Genomic DNA, 19,563 nt, shown 5'->3' with positions numbered 1-19,563 from the left:
AGGTTCGGTTCGGAATCGGCGGAGCTGGTGCTCCAGCACATCGCCGCGGTCGCGGCCCTCGGAGGGGAGTTCACCCTGGACGACTGCGCGGAGATCACCCGGCGGTTCGCGAACTCGGACTGCGACTCGCCGGATGCTGATCCGATCGGTGGTCCTCCGGATCGGCCTGACCAAATCGGTGGCTGCGCCGGTCGCGGATCCGGTTGAATCGCGGCCGGAACGATGGACGAAGCGCGGGAAGTCGGTGTGTGCGGTGCTGGATGCCCAGCGGGACGAGCGGACGATGGCCGAGACCTTGAGCGGTGATGCGAGCCTGCACCTGTCGGAGTTCGATGCCCCGCCCGGCGACCCGATCGCTCTGCTGCGATCGTGGCTCGACACCGCGCGGGAACGCGGTGTCCGCGAACCGGCCGCGGTCACGCTGGCCACCGCCGACCGAAACGGCCGTCCCTCCAGCCGGACCGTGCTGGTCAAGCACGTCGATCACGGGCTGGTCTTCGCGGGCCACCACGACAGCCGCAAGGGTCGCGAGATGGCCGAGACAGGTTGGGCATCGGCCACGTTCTACTGGCGAGAACTGTTGCAGCAGACCAACCTCACCGGAACGGTCGAGCGAGTGTCCGAAGTGGAGTCGGATTCGTTGTTCGTGGACCGGCCGGTCGGAGCTCGGGCCGCGAGCGCGGCCTCCCGGCAGGGCCGGCCGCTCGACGACGAAGCGGCGTTGCGCAGCACTGCGGCGGAGTTGGCGGCGGACGCCGCGCGGCTCAACCGTCCGGTGGGCTGGGGCGGATACCGGCTCATACCCGAATGCGTCGAGTTCTGGCACGGGAGCCCGGATCGCCTGCACCGCAGGCTGCACTACGGTCGCGATGACGGCGGCGAATGGGTTCCGACGCGCCTGCAGCCGTAGCGCCGTGCTCGCGGACGGCGCCCTCGTAGCCCGGGGGCGATCGGGCCTACCGGTGAGGTGCCATGAAGCGAGGAGGAAGCAACATGGAACCAGGCTTGATCGCACTGCTGCGCGAATTGGAAAGTTTCCGCGAAATCAACGACGCGGCCACGGACGACCGTAACCGGAAAATGCTGAACATTTCGCCGGACACGGGAGCGTTCCTCGCGTTGCTCGTCAAAGCGAGCAAGTGCGAGAACGTGCTGGAGGTCGGGACGTCGAACGGTTACTCGACGTTGTGGCTTGCCGATTCCGTGGGGGAGGAAGGCTCGGTCACGACGATCGAACAGGAACCGCACAAGGTCGCGATGGCCGAGGAGAACTTTCAGCGCGCCGGATTCCAAGCCCGCATTCAGCAGATCGAGGACGAGGCGAGCCGGTTCCTCGCGTCGCGTAGTGCGGGCGAGTACGACTTCGTCTTCTTGGACAGTGACCGTGGACAGTACGTCGACTGGTGGAGCTCGCTGCAGCGGATCCTCGCGGACGGCTGCCTTCTCGTGGTCGACAACGCCTGCTCCCATGCCCACCAGATGGAATACTTCACCGAATTGGTCGCCAGCTCTGATGGCTACGTGAGCTCCCTGGTCCCGATCGGCAACGGCGAACTGGTGATCCTGAAAGACACGTGACCGGGCACGAGCGCCCGAACCTCGCAGCACGTCGCGGCCGAGCCGTCCAAAAAAGAGATAAGGCGGCACGGCGTCACGCATAGGACCCCCTGTGTACGTCCGCGAGGGATCCCTGAGCGAAATGAGGGCTGCCAGTACAAGGCCGAGTCCGGCTGTGCGTCTCTACAGCGTATAGACGAGGGTGAGGACCTCCTGCTGAACTTCCTTGGCATGGCCCGAGATGCCCGCGAGCCCTCCGGTTCCGGAAGCCGGGACAATGTTCCCGTAGCTGCTCTGGTCGGTTCCCTCGGCCAGGCCGCCGTGCTGGATGACGAAGGTGCCCTGTCGACCGTCGAGCGTGCCTTCGACTCGTTCGGAGGCGACGTAACCGGCCCCCGCGGCCCCCTGGGCCGTGAGTACTTCAACGACGCCCGAGCCCTCAATCGCGCCGTGGTAACGCTTTCGGATCGTGATCCGCGTCAGCTTGGGTCCCTCGGCCGGTTCCTCGTAGACGGTCTCGTCCCACTCGATGATCTCGAAAGGAGCCTCGAGCGTCCAACCTGCCTGTTGATCAGTCATGCCGATGAAGCTAGCCGTGACCTCTGACATCGAGCGGGGTAGATGCCGCAGAAGGGATCTCTCAGCGGACGGGTCTACCGGATCGGCTTCCGGGTGCCTGCGGGCTCGCTGAACGCCATCTCGGCGGAGCCGAACCGGTGGCCGGGGTGTCGATCCTGGAACGCATGGCCCGCGACGGCGTGTACCGGTCGCAGTGACGGCTTCACCGGCTCGCCGGTGGCCAACGACGTCACGTGGTCGATGGCACGGTCCACCAGATCATGCATAACCGCAGAGTATCGACGACCGCGACGACGTGACCTCCCGAAGCTGAAGCACGTGGCAGCTGCGGGTGTGCGTTCCTGGCCCAATCTCAGGCCGTTGTCAGGCCGCCAGGCCGTCTACAGACCGTCCGAGAACACTCAGGGCAAAAAAAGACGCTGACCAGCGAATCGCTGGTCAGCGTCTTTGCCAAGTCCGCGGCCTCAGCCCTTCTTGGTCTCCCAGAAGATCTTGTCGATCTCGGCGATGTAGTCCAGCAGCTCCTGGCCCTTGGCCGGGTCCATGGACCCCTTGGTGCCGGCCGCACCGGCAGCCTTGGTGGCCTTGTTGACCAGTTCGTGCAGCTGCGGGTACTTCTCGAAGTGCGGCGGCTTGAAGTAGTCCGTCCACAGCACCCACAGGTGGTGCTTGACGAGCTCCGAGCGCTGCTCGGCGATGTTGATCGCGCGAGTGCGGAACTCGGTGTCCTCGTTGGACTGGTACTTCTCCTGGATGGCCTTGACGGACTCAGCCTCGATCCGGGCCTGCGCCGGGTCGTAGACGCCGCACGGAAGGTCGCAGTGCGCGGTCGCTTCCAGGCGTGGGCTGAGGATTCGCGACAGTAGCCCCATCATTCCTCCCTGACAGTGAATGCTCCGACATGCGTGACCCTACTCTTGAAGATCTCGGACGTCCTGCCGGAGGTGGTCGTGATCCCGAAGATTCGTTGGCCGTTCAGGCGCGTGCTGGTGCGGGGGGCGTCGATGGTGCCCACCTTGCGGGATCGGGACGTGGTGGTGTTCGGCACGCGGGGACGGCCGGAGCCGGGTTCGGTGGTACTGGTTCGGTGGCCTTTCCGACCTGCGCAATTGTCGATCAAGCGGGTGGTGCGCCCGGACGGCGCCGGTTGGCACGTGGAGGGCGACAACGCCCTCGGTTCCACCGATTCGCGTGAACTCGGTCCGGCGGAAGTCGTCGGGGTGGTCCGCTGGCGCTTGTGGCCGCGGCCCGGCTGGATACGTTGACTAATACCCGTTCACCCAAGTTTACAACGTTTATGTGAAAAGTGCTCGTGTTCGTCTGGTGGTGGAACACGCGGTCGATCATGATCTCCACTCATGACTCCCTCGCTCTCCCGCCGGCGTTTCCTCGGCGGGCTCGCGGCCCTGCAAACCGCCACCGCGCTCGGCCTGACGTCGGTTTCCACCGGCACGGCCGCCGCTGCTCGCCCCAAACAGCGCAGCTACACCCCGGCGGTGGTCATCGGTTCCGGTTACGGCGCCGCCGTGGCCGCCCTGCGGCTGGGTGAAGCCGGTGTGCGGACGACCGTCCTGGAGATGGGCCAGCTCTGGGACCAGGCGGGCGCCGACGGCAAGATCTTCTGCGACATGATCTCGCCCGACCACCGCTCGATGTGGTTCAAGAACCGGACCGAAGCTCCGCTGGCCTCGTTCCTGTGGCTCGACCTCGCCAACCGGGACATCGAGCCCTATGCCGGCGTGCTCGACCGCGTCCACCACGGCGACATGTCCGTCTACCTGGGCAGGGGAGTCGGCGGTGGTTCGCTGGTCAACGGCGGTATGGCCGTGACCCCGAAGCGCGACTACTTCGAGGAGATCCTGCCGGACGTCGACTCGAACGAGATGTACGGCCGCTACTTTCCGCTGGCCAACCGGATGCTCGGCGTCAACAGCATCGACGAGGACTGGTTCGAGAACTGCGACACCTACCAGTTCGCCCGGCTCTCCCGGCAGCACGCCGAACGCGCCGGGCTGTCGACCACATTCGTGCCGAGCGTCTACGACTTCGACTACATGCGCCGCGAAGAAGCGGGCGCGGTGTCGCGCTCGGCATTGGCCTCCGAGGTCATCTACGGCAACAACTACGGCAAGCGCAGCCTCGACAAGAGCTACCTGCCGATGGCGATCGGCACCGGAAACGTGACGCTCGAAAGCCTCCACCAGGTTCGCTCGATCCAGCAGGAATCCGATGGCACCTACCTGCTGACCGTCGAACAGATCGACGTGCTGGGCGAGGTGCGGGCGACCAAGGAGATCGTCTGCGATCACCTGTTCATGGGGGCGGGCAGCGTCGGCACCAGCGAGCTACTGGTCCGCGCGCGGGAAACCGGCGCCCTGCCCGGCCTCAACTCCGAGATCGGCCGCGGCTGGGGTACCAACGGCAACGTGATGCTCGGCCGCGCGAACCACATGTGGGACGTGACGGGCACCCTCCAGTCCGGCATGCCCGCGCTGGGCATCGACGCCTGGGACGACCCGGTCAACCCGGTGTTCGCCGAAATCGCCCCCGTCCCCGTCGAGATCGAGACCTGGGCCAGCCTGTACCTGGCGATCACCAAGAATCCCGAACGCGGCCACTTCACCTACGACTCCGGAAGCGACAGCGTGCGGCTCAACTGGGCAGAGGAGCAGGGCCGGCCGTCGATCGACGCCGCCAAGGCACTGTTCGACCGGATCAACGAGGCCAACGGCACGGTGTACCGGTACGACCTGTTCGGGGACACCAGGGCGTTCGAGAACCGGTTCACCTACCACCCGCTGGGCGGCTGCGTGCTGGGCAAGGCAACCGACCTGCACGGGCGGGTCGAGGGGCACCGGAACCTCTACATCACGGACGGGTCCCTCGTGCCCGGCTCCACCGGGGTGAACCCGTTCGTCACGATCACCGCGCTGGCCGAGCGCAATGTCGAACGAGTACTCGCCGAGGACATCCGGAAGGCGTGACCGGCGGAATCCGCCGGTCACGTCCGGGTGGGAGCTCACGTCCCGATACGGAGCCGCTCGTAGTGCGCGAGGCACCGTTCGTAGTCCGGGAGCAGCCCCGAATCAGCGGCCTCCCGCAGGCTCGGGGCGTGCCGGTCCTTGTCGCTGAGGACCGGTGCGCCACCGAGGTGTTCCTCCCAGGGCAGTCCCAACTCGGGGTCGAGCGGGTTGATGCCGTGCTCCGCGCCCGGGTTGTACGGCGTGGAGCACAGGTAGGTCATGACGGTGGCGTCTGCCAGCGACACGAAGGCGTGCCCCAATCCCTCGGCGAGGTAGACGGCCCGGTACTCCGAAGAATCCAGCCGGACGGCTTCCCATCGGCCGAACGTGGGCGAGCCGACCCGGACGTCGACCACGACGTCCAGCAACGCCCCTTGCGGGCAGTAGACGTACTTCGCCTGGCCGGGTGGCACATCGGCGAAGTGCACCCCGCGCACGACGTCTCGGGCGGAAACGCTGTGGTTGGTCTGGGCCACCCGCAGCGGGTGCCCCGCGACTTCGGCAAACTTCTCTTCCTGGAAAGGCGCGACGAACAATCCTCGGTGGTCCGGGAACGTTTTCGGGCTGAACTCGAAGGCGCCGGCGATTTCGAAACGACGAACCTGCACGCCTGCGAGCCTAGGTTTCGGCTGTACAGCTCGGTCGCTCGGGTACCTCCGGGGCGGACACTCCCGAGCGCGAACCGGGCTTTCCGTCGAATTTCACGGACAAGAAAGTTCCCGGACGCTTGCCGTTCGGCGAAAAACCCAGGTGGACTGTGAGGTCCGCGACAGACACGCTCCGACCGAACCTGGCACACTGATCTCACCGAAGCGTCCGCCGATTCGTCATCCGCACCAAGGAAGGCCGAAATCGGTAGTTTGAGACGCGAGCCCCCGCAGTACCACGTTGTGGGGTGGGCAGCGTCTGGGCGGTGCAGTACCGCCCGTCAAGCCCAGACCGGATCTTCCGGTTGGTAGGCCTCATGGCCACAGGAGGGACGCCGTGACCACCGTGAACGACCGCATTACCGCGTCTGCCGGCGCACCTGGCAGCGAGTTGACCAACGAGGAGATCTTTGCCGCGCACGAGGGCGGCAAGCTCACCGTGGACCTGTCGGCGCCGTTGTCGACCGCCCGCGACCTCTCGATCGCCTACACCCCCGGTGTGGCGAAGGTCAGTCGCGCCATCGCGACCGATCAGACGTTGGCCGACCGCTACACCTGGACCCAGCAGCTGGTGGCCGTTGTCAGCGACGGCACGGCGGTGCTCGGCCTCGGGGACATCGGCCCGCGCGCATCGCTGCCCGTGATGGAAGGCAAGTCGGCGCTGTTCAAGAGCTTCGCCGGGCTGAACTCGATCCCGCTGGTCCTCGACACCACCGACATCGACGAGATCGTCGAGACGATGGTCCGGCTGCGTCCGTCCTTCGGCGCCGTCAACCTCGAGGACGTTGCCGCCCCGCGCTGCTTCGAGCTGGAACGCAGGCTCGTCGAAGCGTTGGACTGCCCGGTCATGCACGACGACCAGCACGGCACGGCGGTGGTGACGCTGGCCGCCCTGCGCAACGCGGCCAAGGTCGTCGGGCGTTCGATGGACTCGATGCGAGTGGTCATCTCGGGTGCGGGTGCGGCCGGCGTTGCCTGCGCGAAGATCCTGCACGCAGCAGGTGTCGGCGAGATCGTCGTGACCGATTCGCGAGGAATCATCCACGACGGCCGGGAGAACCTCACTCCGATCAAGGAGGAGTTGCTCGGCTACACGAATCCGCGCGATGTGACCGGCGGCATCGGGGAGGCCCTCGACGGCGCCGATGTGCTGATCGGGGTCTCGGCCGGGCAGATTCCGGAGGAGCTGGTGGCGCGGATGGCCGACGACGCCATCGTGTTCGCGCTGTCGAACCCCGATCCCGAGATTCATCCGGAGGTGGCGGCCAAGCACGCGGCCGTCGTCGCGACCGGCCGCAGCGACTTCCCGAACCAGATCAACAACGTCCTCGCGTTCCCGGGGATCTTCCGGGGTGCGCTGGAAGCCGGCTCGAGGATGATCAGTGACCGGATGAAGGTGGCGGCCGCCGAAGCCATCGCCGCCGTCGCGGCCGACGAGCTCTCCGCCGACTACATCGTCCCCAGCCCGCTCGATCCCCGGGTCGCCCCCGAGGTCGTCGAAGCGGTGGCCAGAGCGGCCAGGGAAGACGGTGTCGCCACTGCTTGAGGTTGTAGCCCGAAAGATCGGGGCCCAGGTGAATTCGCTGGTGACAGCGATGTGCCTGGGCCCCGTTCGTGTTCTTTGAAGCAGAACGCGATCAGTTCGCGTTCTTGGCGTCACGATCGAGTGCGTCGTACGTCATACGAGAGGAGAAGAACTCACGACCATCGTGCAGGGTTGCCACGCCGCTTACCGGTAAGGTCGTCATCGCGGAACTCGCTGTGTCGCGCATCACTTCTCGCGACGTGGTCCGGCGATTTCGGTGGTGTGCCTGCTTGATACGGCCACTACGCAGGAGGGGTGCTGTTGACCGAGCGGAGTGAGCGGGACCGGCAAGCAGCCGGGCTGCTCGAGGCGCCTGGCGTGCGGGAGAGAGCCCGGTCCGTCTCGATCCCGGACGCCCCGGCCATGCTGAGCACGCACGACGGGACCGTCGTGCGTGCCACCGAGCAGGCCGGGCGGTTGGCGGGTCTGGACACTCCCGAGGCGCTGGTGGGCCGGAAGCTCGGAGATCTCGTCGTCCAGCGGGGTGCCGTCTCCTACCTGCACGGCACGCCGTCGGGCGTGGCGGTCCGCGCGCTCAGCTGGACGCACGAGGGGGACGATCGCCTGCGGGTGACCGTCCTGATCAGCGTCGAGGACCTGGTCGAGAGCCCGTCCGAGGTCAACGTCGTCCACTTGGCCGCGGAGCGCAACGGGCTGGTGGAGGCCCAGCGCATCGCACGTGTCGGCAGCTGGACCTTTTACTTGGAAACCGGTGAGTTCCATCGAAGTCAGGTGCTGGAGGAACTTTTCGCCCAATCGGATGACCCCGCTGGCCAGGAACCCCCTGACGACCACACCCGCGAGGACCTGTTCGCAGGCCTGCACCCCGAGGACCGGGACCAGCTCCGCCGGTTTCACGACGACGTGGTGGACGCTCCCGACGGGCATCTGGTCGAGATGGAAGTACGCAACGTCGCCGGCGACCGGGTGTTCCTGTGCACGGGGAGGGCCACCCGCGACCGTGCCGGTCGAGTGGAACTCATCCGGGGCACTGTGCAGGACGTCACCGAACACCACCGGCTCGAACGACAACTGCGCGACGAGCAGCGCAAGCTCCTCGACGCGCAACGCGTCGCACGGCTGGGCATCTGGGAATGGGATCTGGACACCAACGCGATCCGGCTGTCCGACCGGCTGCTGGAGATCATGGACCTGCCGGAGAACACCCCCCACACCTACGAGGCGTTCATCGAACGCGTCCACCCCGACGACCGGGAGCGGGTGAAGCAGGCCTGGCGCCCCCTGCTCCACGAAGGGCAGTCCGTCGAGATCGAACACCGCTATCTTCGTGCCGACGGAGAGGTGCGCATCCTGCGCGTGTACGGCGCGCTCATCGACGATGCCGAAGGCCGGACGCAACTGGTCGGAGCGGCCCAGGACGTCACGGAACAGCGCGCCGCCGTCACCAGGATGGAACGTTCCAGCCAGCGGTTCACCGACCTGGTGGCCGTGACGCCGGTGGGCATCGGCCTGTTCGACCAGACCGAGCGCCTCGTCGACGCCAACGACGCGCTGTGCGACCTGCTCGGCTACCGCCTCGAAGAGCTCCGGGGCATGACCGCCCAAGGCATGACGCACCCCGAGGAGCGCGCGGCCGGCCTGCACACCGGAACCGGCGAGCTGCCCGCGCACGGCAGCCGTCGGAAGGTGCCGCAACGGATACTGATCCGTTCCGACGGTGAGCCCGTGTACTGCGAGCTGCACATCTCGCTGTCGGTGCAGGACGACGGCACCCGATTCTGGCTGGTGGTGTTCCAGGACGTCACCGAACGCCGTCGCGCGGCCGAGGCGTTGCGCTACCAAGCCACCCACGACGATCTCACCGGACTTCCGAACCGGGCGGCGGCCAAGGGGTTGCTCGGGCGCAGGCTCGCCGGGAACGATGCCGCGAAGGTGGCCGTCCTGTTCTGCGACATCGACAACTTCAAGCGGGTAAACGATTCCTTGGGTCACGACGCGGGCGACGAGTTGTTGGTGGCCCTCGCCAGGCGCCTCGAAGGCGGCCTTCCGGAAGGTAGCACCGCAGCCCGCCTCTCCGGGGACGAGTTCGTGATCATCTGCTCGGACATCGATTCCGTCGGCGGCGTCGATTCGTTGGCCACCCGGGTCTCGGGCCTGTTACGCACGGCAGTGCCGGTGCACGGCCAACTCATCCGAGTATCGGCCTCGATCGGTGCCGCCGTCCCCAGCGGCACCTGTTCCGGCGGCGACGACCTGTTGAGATTCGCCGACGCGGCCATGTTCGAGGCCAAACGCCGGGGGGCCGGGAAGGTGTCATTGGCGAGCCCGGCCCTGATGGCATCCGCCGATCGGCAACTCCACCTGGAAGGACAACTGCGCGACGCGCTGAACAACGACGGTCTGGAACTGCACTACCAGCCGGTAGTCGACAGTGACGGCACCATCATCAGCGCCGAAGCTCTCGTGCGGTGGCCCCACCCCGAACGCGGGTTGTTGGCCCCGGACGCGTTCCTGCCGGTAGCCGAACAGGGTGACCTGCTGCGCGAACTGGACCGATGGGTGCTGCGAACCGCGCTGCGCGAAGCAGCGGAGTGGCCGACCTCCAACGGCAGGGAGATCGCCGTCGCGGTCAACCTCGCAGGGCTCGTGCCGGGTGGTTCCGATTTCGTCGACGTCGTCGCCGACACCGTCGCGGAGTCCGGCCTCGCCTGGAACCGGGTCGTGCTCGAACTCGTGGAGACGGCACTGGTCGACCTGCCCTCCCGAACCCGTCACGCGATGGGGGAACTGGTCGGGCGAGGCGTCCGGTTCGCCGTGGACGACTTCGGCACCGGCTACTCCTCGCTGGCCCGATTGAAGGATCTGCCCGCGCAGATCATCAAGGTCGACCGCAGCTTCGTCTCGGGCGTCGGTGGTGATGCCTCCGACTTCGCGGTCGCCAGGGCGGTGGTCGACATGGCCCGCGCGATGGGGCGGGAATGCGTGGCCGAGGGCGTAGAGACGGCCACCCAGTTCCACGTGCTCACCGGAGTCGGAGTCGGTGCCTTCCAAGGCTGGTTGTTCTCCCGCGCGATCCCCGCCGCCGATTTCCGGCAGCTCGTGCAGCGGGGACCGATGCGCATCCCACGCAGCAGCTGAGCCGCATCATGCACACCTCGCGGTGAGCAGCGGTTCGGACGGCAACGGTTCCCGAAACCACCGAGGCCGAGGGGCGGACACCGCGTTCCGTCCCTGCTCCCGCATGGCCCTGCGCAGTCGTAGCGTGAGCTGCAGCTCCAACGCTGCACCGCGGCCGGCACCGCCGTGGCCAGCAGGTTGCCGCCGGCTGCGCCCCGTGCGCAGAATCCGCGCCTGCGGGCATCCCCGTGCTCTCCGATTCCGTCAGGGGGCTTGCAGGCCGACGTAGGACTCGTAGGCCAGCAGGCTGGCGGGGTCGACGGCGCCTTCCACGGTGCTGCGGGCAAGCTCGGAAAGGTGGAGCCCGTTGGCGCGGGCGTAGCCGCGCAATAGTTCGAAACTTTGTTGCATGGTCAGCTGGCCGTGTTCGGCCAGGACGCCTTTGGCCTGTTCGATCACGACCCGGTGGTGCAGGGTGGCCTGTAGCTGCTCGGAGAGTAGTTCGCTGCGGCGCACCGAGCGTTGGTGCAGAAGGCCGACCGTGGCCACATCAGCCAGGCCTTGGCCCAGCTGGAGGCTGGCCTCGTTCACGCCGACCGGTTCGGTGTTGAGCAGCGTCAACGCACCCACAATGTCGTGGCGTAGCCGCAGCGGGACCGCAGCAGCGGCACGGAATCCGGCGGACATGGCGGCCTCGGTGAAGGCCGGCCAGCGGCTATCCTCGCCCACAAAATCGGAGCTGGACACCGGGGCGGCGTCCCGGATGCAGTCCTGGCAGGGCCCCTCGTGAGTCTGGATCGCGAAGAGCTCCAACAGCCGGGCGTCCTCGGAGGATGCGGCGGTGGGGTGCCATCCGCCACGTTGGTCGGACAGGATCACTCCGGCTGCGGTGACGTCGAGTAGTTCGGCGGCCCGCTCAGCCAGCAGGGTCAGAAAGTCCAGGAGGTCGAAGTCGTCGACCAGCGTGTCCGACAGAGCCACGAAGGTCTGTGCCAGCCGCTGCTCGTGGGCGTTGTTCGTCATCGTCGTCATGTCCTTCTCCACTACCTGGCCTGGGTCTCAGGCAGGTTTGTCCTCGGGCTCGTCGTCGGGGGCCAGGCGCAACTGCCGGGTCACGACCTGATGGGCCACGTCACTGAGTTCCTGCTGGTGGGTGTAGGCGTGAGCCCGCAGCCGCAGCAGGGCCGCCTGGGTGGTGACGCCGAGTTGGATCTGGACCATCCCGGAGGCTTGGTGGATCTCAGCGTGCGGGTCGGCGAGCCAGCTGGAGTCCTCGGTGGCGTGCCCGTCGAGCTCGGCCATGATCGTCGCGGTGGCCAGATCGGCCAGGATCAACGCGTCGGACACGCCCGCATCCGACATAGGGGTGGCCGTTTCGCGGTAGAGATCCAGCGAACCCAGCCCCACGACACCGATCTGCAGCGGGAACGAGAACACCGCCGCCGCCCCCAGATTCAGGGCGCCCAGGGTGAAACCGGGCCAACGGGTGATCTCGCCAGCCAGGTCTGCGATCAATACCGGGCCGCCGGATGTGAAGGCATCCAAGCACGGCCCTTCACCGACGGTGAGCTGGAGATCCTCCAGCCCAGCACTGACCTCGTTGGTGGCGTGCACCAGCCCCCGTCGGGTGCTCTGCCCGTCCCCGTCCCCGTCCCCGTCACCATCACCGACGGGGTGGTGACTGAGCACGGTGGCGCCAGCCCCGGCCACGGCCAATTCGGTCACGCACAGCGCGCCGAGTACGCTCATCCGCGCGGCCGAGCGCGGGGCGCTTTGCTCTTCGGCGAGCAGCTTGGCCCGCAATTGTGCGTGCCTGTCCTGTGGGGTCATGGCCTCCTCCGGGGCGGTATCTGCGCGAGGTGTGTGGCCATGCTGAGGTTGGAGCGGCCCCGCCAGCTGTTGGTTTTGAACCGACAAGGCCTGAGCCTTCCCCACGCCCGGGCGCGAAGATGACCTGCCAGTGGGGTGCCCCCACAGCTGCACCGTTAATCGCGCTGCAGCCGCTCGCCGGTACGGCTGGTCAGCCACCCGGCCACATCGATGAGTTTCATGTTCGTCTCCTGCGAGCTACGCACCAGCATCGCGAACGCGCCTTTGGCGTCGAGGCCGAAGCGTTCCATGAGGATGCCCTTGGCCTGGCCGATCGCATCCCGGCTGCTCAAGGCCTGGTGCAGCTGCGCGACGTGCTGAGACTCACCCAGAGCCATCGCGGCATGTGCGGCGAACAGGCTGCCCATAATTTGCGAGTCCGGGGTGAAGCCCTTCGACTCGGTCGCATACAAGTTCAGCGCCCCCAGTGTGCTCTCCCGGGCGAAGAGCTGGAAGGAGAGCATACTGCCGATCCCGTACGCGGCGGCGGCTGGCGCGAACCGCGGCCACCGATAGGCCTCTGCGGTGAGATCGTCGACGATGACGGTGTGCTCGTCCCACAACGCCGTGACACACGGACCCTCGCGGTAGGTGGACTGCAACTGGTCCACCTCGGCCACCGTCGTGGTGCTGGGGGTGTAGGAGACGATGCTTCCATCGCTGCGCAGCAACGACACCCCCGCGTGCTTGGCTCCGGGCACGGTCTGTACCGCCCCGGCCACGATCAACGCGAGCGTCTCCTCCTCGGTTCCCGTGCGGGAGCCACTCATCTCCTGCGCCGCGCTCGATAGCGCCGCCACCAATGCATCCCCGACCACGTCGTCCTCCGACATCGCCGGATCACCTCCAGCGCTTCGTTTCCCGAGTAGTCGCACCACTGCTGAACGACCCCATCTGTGTGTCCCCTGACGGGGCGCACATCCATTCTGGCATCCGTCATTTCACTGGCAACGGTCCGTTACCCTTCGGATTTCGTGGTGGTGGGCACTCCGAGTGGTTGCGTTAGCGTGGAACCGGCGGCTTGAGCTGCACGCCCTCCCCCGTATCTGGGTTGAGTAGCGAGCCCTTCCCCCGCCCGTGTTCCCTGCGCCCGCCTGTCTCCCGCGCGCTACCCGCCGCCGATTTCCGGCAGCTCATGCAGCGGGGACGGATGCGGGTCCCGCACAACAGCTGAGCCGCACCACGCGCAGCTGGCGGCGAGCGGCGCGTTCGAACGGAAACGGCTTACGAAACGACCGAGCCGAGGTACCGACCGCGCGGCGGTCGAGGCAGAGGGGCCGGACACCGAGTTCCGTCCCCCGTTCCGGTCCCTGTTCCAAGACCCTATCCAAGACCCAATTCCGGCCCTTATTCCGGCATGGCCCGGCGCAGCCGGAGCGCCAGCTGCAACTCCAACGCGCGGTCCGGGGCCTGCCAGCCTTCGCCGAGCAGCGTGCCGATCCGCTCCAGCCGTTGGGTCACCGTGTTGACGTGCACGTGGAGTGCCTGCGCGGTCCGCGTGAGGTTCGTCCCGCATTCGAAGTACGCGTCGAGGGTGTGCACCAAGTCGGTTCCGCGCCGCTCGTCGTACGTGATCACCGGGCCGAGCGTCCGCCCCACGTAGCCGCCGACATCGGCCCGATCACCCAGCAACACCCCGAGGAACCCGAGATCGGCCAGCGCCGCCCCGCCCCCGGCCTGGCCCAACGCCAGCATCGCGCGCACGCAGCGGGTCGCTTCCGCATAGCCCGTCACCAGAGCCCTGATCCCACCGTGCGGCCCCGCGGCACCCACCGTCACCGGACCACCGACAGCACCACCGAGTTCCCGGGCAAGCGACTCGGCGGCCCCGGCAGCATCCGCCACCGGAAGCAGCAGCACCGCATCGGTGCCGTGCGCCCCGGCCAGACCCCCCGCGCGAGTGGCGTGTCTGGACGCGGCGGCGGCCAGCCGATCCCGCGAAGTGGTTTCGGTGTGCGCCACCAGCACCACGTGCTCGGCATCCAGATTCACCCCGATCCGCCTGGCCCGCGCCAACAGCCCCGGCCGGTCGCGGTCGGGGGCCGTCAGCAGGTCCGCCACCAACTCGCCCCGCACCTTCTCCTCGGCCTCCGTGGCCGAACGCTGCAGCAGCAGGAGCAGCGCGGTGACCACGCCGGCACGTTCGAACAACCGGCGGTCGGCATCGGCGAGCTCCCGGCGGCCGGTCAGGGTGATGCTGCCCAGCAACTCCGAACCCGCCACCACCGCGCAGAGCCAGGCGTCCTTCCAGCGGGTGGCCCGGCCGCTCGACCGGGATCGCTCGACCACATCCGCCGGTGGCGACATCGGCCCGGCCCCCACCCGCACCAGCTCCGCGCCATCAGCGTCGTGCAGCACGATCCCGCCACCGAGAACGGTCGAGACGGCCGCCGCCACCTCCGGCACGTTGCCGCCGCGCAACACGAGGTCGGTGAGCCGGTCGTGAGCCTCCTCCGCCCGGTGCAGCGCCGCGCTGTGCTCGCGGATCGTCGCGTTCGCCGAGTTCAACTCCACCAGTGCGCTGCGGGTCTCCTCCAACAACCTGGCGGTGTCGATGGCGATCGCGGCGTGGTCGGCCAACGACGCCAGCAACGCGACCTCGTCCGGCGAGAAGTCCCGCGTGGAGCGGTCCGCCGCGTAGAGCACGCCGATCACCGAACTGCCGACCTTCAACGGAACCCCGAGGATGGCGACCAGCCGCTCGTCGCGAACCGCCGAATCGATCGCCTCGGTGTGGTCGAAACGCTCGTCGTCGAAGTACGACGGCGTCGCGTACGGGCGCACCGTCTGCGCGACCAGCCCACCGAGCCCCTCACCCATGCCCAGCCGCACCTGCTGGAACAGCGCCGAGACCGAACCGTCGGTGACCCGCATGTAGGTGTCGCCCGCGTCGTCGTCGTTGAGGCTCAGATACGCGACGTGGGTGCCCAGCAACATGCGGGCCCGATGCACGATCGCCCGCAGCACGGCATCCACGTCGCGAACCCTGGCCAGATCCCCCGCGGTTTCGAACAGCGCCGCGAGTTCCGCCTCTCGCCTGCGCCGTTCGTCGAGGGTGCCGCGCAACCGCAGCGCGAACGCGCACGCCTGCTCGACCCTGGCCAATTCGCTGCCCGTCACTCCGGACGTGCGCGCCCTGACCTGAACCCGGGCCAACTCCTCGCTGCTGGCATCACCGGCGAGGAGTTCGAGCAGGCCGAGCAAGTACTCGGACGTGGCTGGCACGGCTGTCATGTTCGCATCGAACCACCCGGCGTCACCGCGCGTTCGACGCGTCCACGGCGGAACGCGTGGCGGCGTCCCCGGATTCGTCGAACGAACTTCCCGCCGTCTCCTTCGAAACCAGTACCGCCACGCACGTGACGATCGAAGTGGCCGCCACGTAGAACGCGACCGGCAACGCGCTGTCGAACCGTTGCAGCAGCGCCGTCGCGATCAGCGGAGCGATGCCGCCCGCCAGGATCGACGCGAGTTGGTATCCGACCGACGCGCCCGAATACCGCACTCGGGTGCCGAACAGCTCGGAGAAGAAGGCGGCCTGCGGTCCGTACATCGCCCCGTGCAGCAGCAACCCGACCGTGGTGGCCGCGGTGATGGTGAAGAACGAGCCGGTGTCGAGCATGCCGAAGAACACGAACGCCCACGCCCCGGTCCCCAGCGCGCCGAATACGTAGACCGGCCTGCGCCCGACCACATCCGACAGCCACCCCCACAGCGGGATCGCGACGAAGTGCAGGGCCGAAGCGATCAGCACCGCGTTCAACCCCACCGACTTGGGCAGGTCGACGAAGTTGGTCAGGTACACCAGGATGAACGCGGTCAGCACGTAGTACGAGACGTTCTCCGAGAACCGGGCGCCCATCGCGATCAGCACCTGTCGCCACTGCTCCCGCACGACCTCGACGATCGGTGCGCGCTCGGGCTTGGTGTCCTGCTGCTTGGCTTTCTCGGCGGCTTCGAGGAAGACGGGCGATTCGCTGACCGCGAGCCGGATCCACAATCCGATGCCCACGAGCAGACCGGACAGCAGGAACGGGATCCGCCAGCCCCACGCGAGGAACGCCTCGTCGGACTGCACCGCGGCCAGCACCGCCAGCACCGCCGTGGCCAGCAGATTGCCGCCGGGTGCGCCCGCCTGCGGCCAGGACGCCCAGAAACCTCGCCTGCGGGCGTCACCATGCTCGGAGACGATCAACACCGCACCGCCCCACTCGCCGCCGAGCGCGAAGCCCTGCACCAGCCGGAGCAACGTCAACAGCAGTGGGGCGGCGAACCCGAACGCCGCGTAGGTCGGCAGCAGCCCGATGGCGAACGTCGACCCGCCCATCATCAGCAAGCTCACCACCAGCAGCTTCTTGCGTCCGATGCGGTCGCCGAAGTGCCCGAACACCAGCCCGCCGAGCGGCCTGGCGACGAATCCGATCGCATAGGTGGAGAACGCAAGCAGGGTCCCGGTCAGCGGGTCCGCCGCGGGGAAGAACAGCACGTTGAACACCAGCGCGGCGGCCGTGCCGTAGAGGAAGAAGTCGTACCACTCGATCGTCGTGCCGATGAGGCTCGCCCCGACCACTCTGGTGATCGAGGTGCGCGAATCGCTGCTGGACATGAGAAGACACCGTTTCCGTTGTCGGAGCCGGGTTCGCGGCCCGGAGGGGGCGGGAAGGTGATGCGCGCGGACCGGTCAGCTCGCGGTCCACGCACCGTCGACCGGGAGCGAAGCCCCGGTCACGTAGGCGGTGTCGGCACCGCACAACCAGCGCACCAACGCGGCGACCTCCGCCGGGTCGATGAGCCGTTTGATCGCGCTGTGCCGCAGGAACACCTCGTGCTCGACCTCGGCCGGGTCGAGACCGTGGGCTTCCGCCTGCGCGGCGATCTGCCCTTCGAGCAGTTCGGTGCGCACGTAGCCGGGATTCACGCAGTTGCTCGTGACCCCCCGTGCAGCACCCTCCAAGGCCGCGACCTTGCTCAAGCCCTCCAAACCGTGCTTGGCGGCGACGTAGGCGGACTTGTTGGGACTGGCGCGCAGGCCGTGCACGCTGGAGATGTTGACGATCCGGCCCCAACCCCGCTCGTACATGTGCGGCAGGCACCGGCGAATCAGCAGGAACGGCGCGGTGACCATGACCTGCTGGATCAGGTCGAACCGTTCCGGGGGGAACTCGTCGAGCGGCGCCACGTGCTGCAGCCCCGCGTTGTTGACGAGCACGTCGACCTCAACGGGCAGTTCCCGCAGGGCCACCGGATCGGCCAAGTCGACGGCATGCGCCACCCCGCCCGTCTCCTCGGCGATCGAGGTGGCCGCCTTCCCGTCGACATCGACCGCATGCACGGTCGCGCCGGCTCGGGCCAAGGCGCGGACGCACGCCGCGCCGATGCCGCCGCCCGCCCCGGTGACCATTGCGGACACCCCGCCCAGAAAAGTGGACTCCGTCGTCATGACCGGTCACGTTAGACACGCCACACCGGTCGGGCCATGTGGTCAACTCCCACACCAACCGCCGGACCGGTGTGGTGCGGTCACACCACCCGCAGCAGCTCCGCGACCCGGTGCCGGGGGAGGTCGATCAACCGCAGGTCCAGATCAGCGGGCCGCGGCGCCAGCTCACGGACGTGGTCGTTCGCTTCCCGCTTGGTGAAGGTCGAACCGTCCTGAGCGGCCTGGGCGATCAGCGCCTCCCGCCAGGTGTTGCCGAGCTTGCCGTGCACACGCTGCAACAGTCGTGCGGCCACGCCCGTACCGGTCGCGTGCGCCACCACCACGGCGTGCTTGGAATCGGGCGTGCTCCGGTGGAACCGCAGCGAGTACTTCGCGGCGACCAGCTCGGACAACGCCAGCTGCGACCGTTCGTCGACGATGTCCGGATGCTTGTTGGCAACGACGAAACCGACGTGTTCGTCGTTGCAGGCCAGCAACATCCGCAGCAACCACGGGCCGGGATCGGCGCGCAGGTCGAACGCCGTCGGGGCTTTCGGGCCCGGCAACGGGCGGGACCAGCCCGGTTCGCGCAGCGTCGTGAGCTCCGCCCCGAGCCGCTCGCCGACGACACCCAGGAACTCCTCGGAAGGACCGGACTCGTGGGACTCGACCGACTGCGGGCCGTGCGTGTAGATACCGGCCAGATCCTTCAACGCGAGCTTGCGGGTGCTCGAGGTCGGGCGGCACACGTAGAGATCGCTGGCGCTGCCGATGGCCTGGGCGCCGAAATAGCGGTGGAACGCGGGCAGGATCGCCTCGAACACCATGCCCAGCCGCAGCAACTCCTGCTGGACCTTGTGCCCGAGAGCAGGGCTGCGATCGCTGAAACCGTAGGCGATCAACACTCGGCCGTGCGAGCCAGCGAGGCATTCGGCGGCGCGAGCCGCGAACAGGCCGACGCCCTCCGGGGTGTAGGGCGGGTCGGTCACGACCACGTCGGCCCAGCCGGAAACCACCGAGGGCAGGCCGAACCGCAGATCGGCGTGCAGCGTGCGAATCCGGAAGTCGTTCCCGGCGGCCAGCGCGTCGATGTGGGCGAGGATCCGCTCGTCGACGTCCACCACGGTCACCGAGACCGACGGTTCGACCAGTGCCACCGCGAGCGAGGTCAGGTCGTGGTCGCCGAGGCACAGCAGCTTCGCCCCCCGCAGGTCGTAGTTCTCGCACATCCACTCGGCACGCCGGAGCACGGATTCGGCGGTGGCGGTGACGTGGTCGAGGGCGGCCGACGGTGCCGGACCGGCGTCGATGAACTCCCGCAACCGCCGCAGCGTTGCAGGGCGGTCCGTCGTGCCGGAGCGGAGTTCGTCCAGGGCGAACCGATCGCGGTAGGCGGCCCGGACGGCGGGCAGCAGGCGATAGGTGCCGTGTGCGGATTCGACGTCGGCACCGCACGCGGCGAGCAGTTCCTCGACCGAGCGGCGCGGTACGGCCGGGTGCCGGACGAGGTCCTCGAGCGTTTGCGACCCCTCGGCGAGCATGGCCAGCACGTGGCGCAACGGGCGGGCGAGTATGGCGAGGGAAGCGAGCAGTTCCTCGACCGCATCGCCACCCGCGGTCTCCGACGACACCGCGGGTTCGGACGACGCTTCGGGTGTCCGCGGAACTGCTGCGTGTGCCGCGGACTCGGCGTCGGGCGAGGAGCGGGAAGGCTGGGCTGTGTTCATCGACTGAACGTAGCGCGGAGACCCGCGGATTTGTCCGTGGGGAGGAGCGCGTCAACTTGGCTGTTGCGCAACCATGACC

At 67.9% G+C, this 19,563-nt stretch carries 17 protein-coding genes; 6 read left to right on the top strand and 11 right to left on the bottom strand.

The features are described 5' to 3' along the window. Positions 1–133: 133 nt before the first annotated feature. Both ACYVAN_RS02705 and ACYVAN_RS02700 read left to right on the top strand, forming a co-directional pair. Positions 134–910 (top strand): pyridoxal 5'-phosphate synthase, encoded by a 777-nt coding sequence (locus ACYVAN_RS02705; protein ID WP_460955211.1) that lies wholly within the window; start codon positions 134–136, stop codon positions 908–910. Between the two features lie 83 nt (positions 911–993). Next, positions 994–1,578 carry an O-methyltransferase gene (locus ACYVAN_RS02700; RefSeq protein ID WP_460955209.1) on the top strand — a complete coding sequence of 195 codons (585 nt, stop codon included), beginning with the start codon at positions 994–996 and terminating at the stop codon, positions 1,576–1,578. A gap of 162 nt (positions 1,579–1,740) precedes the next feature. On the opposite strand, the gene ACYVAN_RS02695 is transcribed toward ACYVAN_RS02700, so the two are convergent. The 3 genes from ACYVAN_RS02695 to sodN form a co-directional block, all read right to left on the bottom strand. Then, positions 1,741–2,136 (bottom strand): DUF3224 domain-containing protein, encoded by a 396-nt coding sequence (locus ACYVAN_RS02695; protein WP_460955207.1) that lies wholly within the window; start codon positions 2,134–2,136, stop codon positions 1,741–1,743. 74 nt (positions 2,137–2,210) lie between these two features. Then, entirely contained in the window at positions 2,211–2,402 is a 192-nt protein-coding gene (locus ACYVAN_RS02690) for a hypothetical protein (protein ID WP_460955205.1), read from the bottom strand. Positions 2,403–2,600: 198 nt separating this feature from the next. Continuing rightward, a complete protein-coding gene (sodN, locus tag ACYVAN_RS02685; RefSeq protein WP_460955203.1) occupies positions 2,601–3,008 on the bottom strand; it encodes a superoxide dismutase, Ni in 408 nt (135 codons plus the stop codon). 33 nt (positions 3,009–3,041) lie between these two features. Here sodN and ACYVAN_RS02680 point away from each other — a divergent pair, with 33 nt between their 5' ends. Together ACYVAN_RS02680 and ACYVAN_RS02675 are read left to right on the top strand one after the other, a co-directional pair. Continuing rightward, positions 3,042–3,401 carry a S26 family signal peptidase gene (locus ACYVAN_RS02680; RefSeq protein ID WP_460955201.1) on the top strand — a complete coding sequence of 120 codons (360 nt, stop codon included), beginning with the start codon at positions 3,042–3,044 and terminating at the stop codon, positions 3,399–3,401. 93 nt (positions 3,402–3,494) lie between these two features. Next, on the top strand, positions 3,495–5,120 hold the full coding sequence (locus ACYVAN_RS02675) for a GMC oxidoreductase (protein ID WP_460955199.1): 1,626 nt from the start codon (positions 3,495–3,497) through the stop codon (positions 5,118–5,120). 35 nt (positions 5,121–5,155) lie between these two features. On the opposite strand, the gene ACYVAN_RS02670 is transcribed toward ACYVAN_RS02675, so the two are convergent. Beyond that, positions 5,156–5,767 carry a dTDP-4-dehydrorhamnose 3,5-epimerase family protein gene (locus ACYVAN_RS02670; RefSeq protein WP_460955197.1) on the bottom strand — a complete coding sequence of 204 codons (612 nt, stop codon included), beginning with the start codon at positions 5,765–5,767 and terminating at the stop codon, positions 5,156–5,158. A gap of 376 nt (positions 5,768–6,143) precedes the next feature. Here ACYVAN_RS02670 and ACYVAN_RS02665 point away from each other — a divergent pair, with 376 nt between their 5' ends. Then, entirely contained in the window at positions 6,144–7,352 is a 1,209-nt protein-coding gene (locus tag ACYVAN_RS02665) for an NAD(P)-dependent malic enzyme (protein WP_460955195.1), read from the top strand. Positions 7,353–7,652: 300 nt separating this feature from the next. After that, positions 7,653–10,490 (top strand): bifunctional diguanylate cyclase/phosphodiesterase, encoded by a 2,838-nt coding sequence (locus ACYVAN_RS02660; protein WP_460955193.1) that lies wholly within the window; start codon positions 7,653–7,655, stop codon positions 10,488–10,490. Positions 10,491–10,733: 243 nt separating this feature from the next. Here ACYVAN_RS02660 and ACYVAN_RS02655 read toward each other — a convergent pair whose 3' ends face one another. The 7 genes from ACYVAN_RS02655 to ACYVAN_RS02625 form a co-directional block, all read right to left on the bottom strand. Further along, positions 10,734–11,501, bottom strand: a complete 768-nt coding sequence (locus tag ACYVAN_RS02655; protein ID WP_460955191.1) for a GAF and ANTAR domain-containing protein — start codon at positions 11,499–11,501, stop codon at positions 10,734–10,736. A gap of 27 nt (positions 11,502–11,528) precedes the next feature. Next, complete coding sequence (locus ACYVAN_RS02650) at positions 11,529–12,299, bottom strand: ANTAR domain-containing protein (protein WP_460955189.1); 771 nt, start codon at positions 12,297–12,299, stop codon at positions 11,529–11,531. A 155-nt stretch (positions 12,300–12,454) separates the two neighbouring features. After that, on the bottom strand, positions 12,455–13,171 hold the full coding sequence (locus ACYVAN_RS02645; RefSeq protein WP_460955187.1) for a GAF and ANTAR domain-containing protein: 717 nt from the start codon (positions 13,169–13,171) through the stop codon (positions 12,455–12,457). 514 nt (positions 13,172–13,685) lie between these two features. After that, positions 13,686–15,572 (bottom strand): helix-turn-helix domain-containing protein, encoded by a 1,887-nt coding sequence (locus tag ACYVAN_RS02640; protein WP_460955185.1) that lies wholly within the window; start codon positions 15,570–15,572, stop codon positions 13,686–13,688. 22 nt (positions 15,573–15,594) lie between these two features. Then, positions 15,595–16,944: an MFS transporter gene (locus ACYVAN_RS02635; protein ID WP_460955183.1), complete on the bottom strand. Its 1,350-nt coding sequence runs from the start codon at positions 16,942–16,944 to the stop codon at positions 15,595–15,597. A gap of 75 nt (positions 16,945–17,019) precedes the next feature. After that, the gene (locus ACYVAN_RS02630; protein ID WP_460955181.1) at positions 17,020–17,778 is read right to left on the bottom strand and encodes an SDR family NAD(P)-dependent oxidoreductase; all 759 of its coding nucleotides are present in this window, start codon (positions 17,776–17,778) and stop codon (positions 17,020–17,022) included. Between the two features lie 80 nt (positions 17,779–17,858). Further along, positions 17,859–19,484 (bottom strand): bis-aminopropyl spermidine synthase family protein, encoded by a 1,626-nt coding sequence (locus ACYVAN_RS02625; protein WP_460955179.1) that lies wholly within the window; start codon positions 19,482–19,484, stop codon positions 17,859–17,861. Positions 19,485–19,563 lie beyond the last annotated feature (79 nt).

The sequence above is a fragment of the Parasphingorhabdus pacifica genome (assembly GCF_054779195.1).
This window is presented reverse-complemented; position numbering and strand designations above follow the sequence as displayed.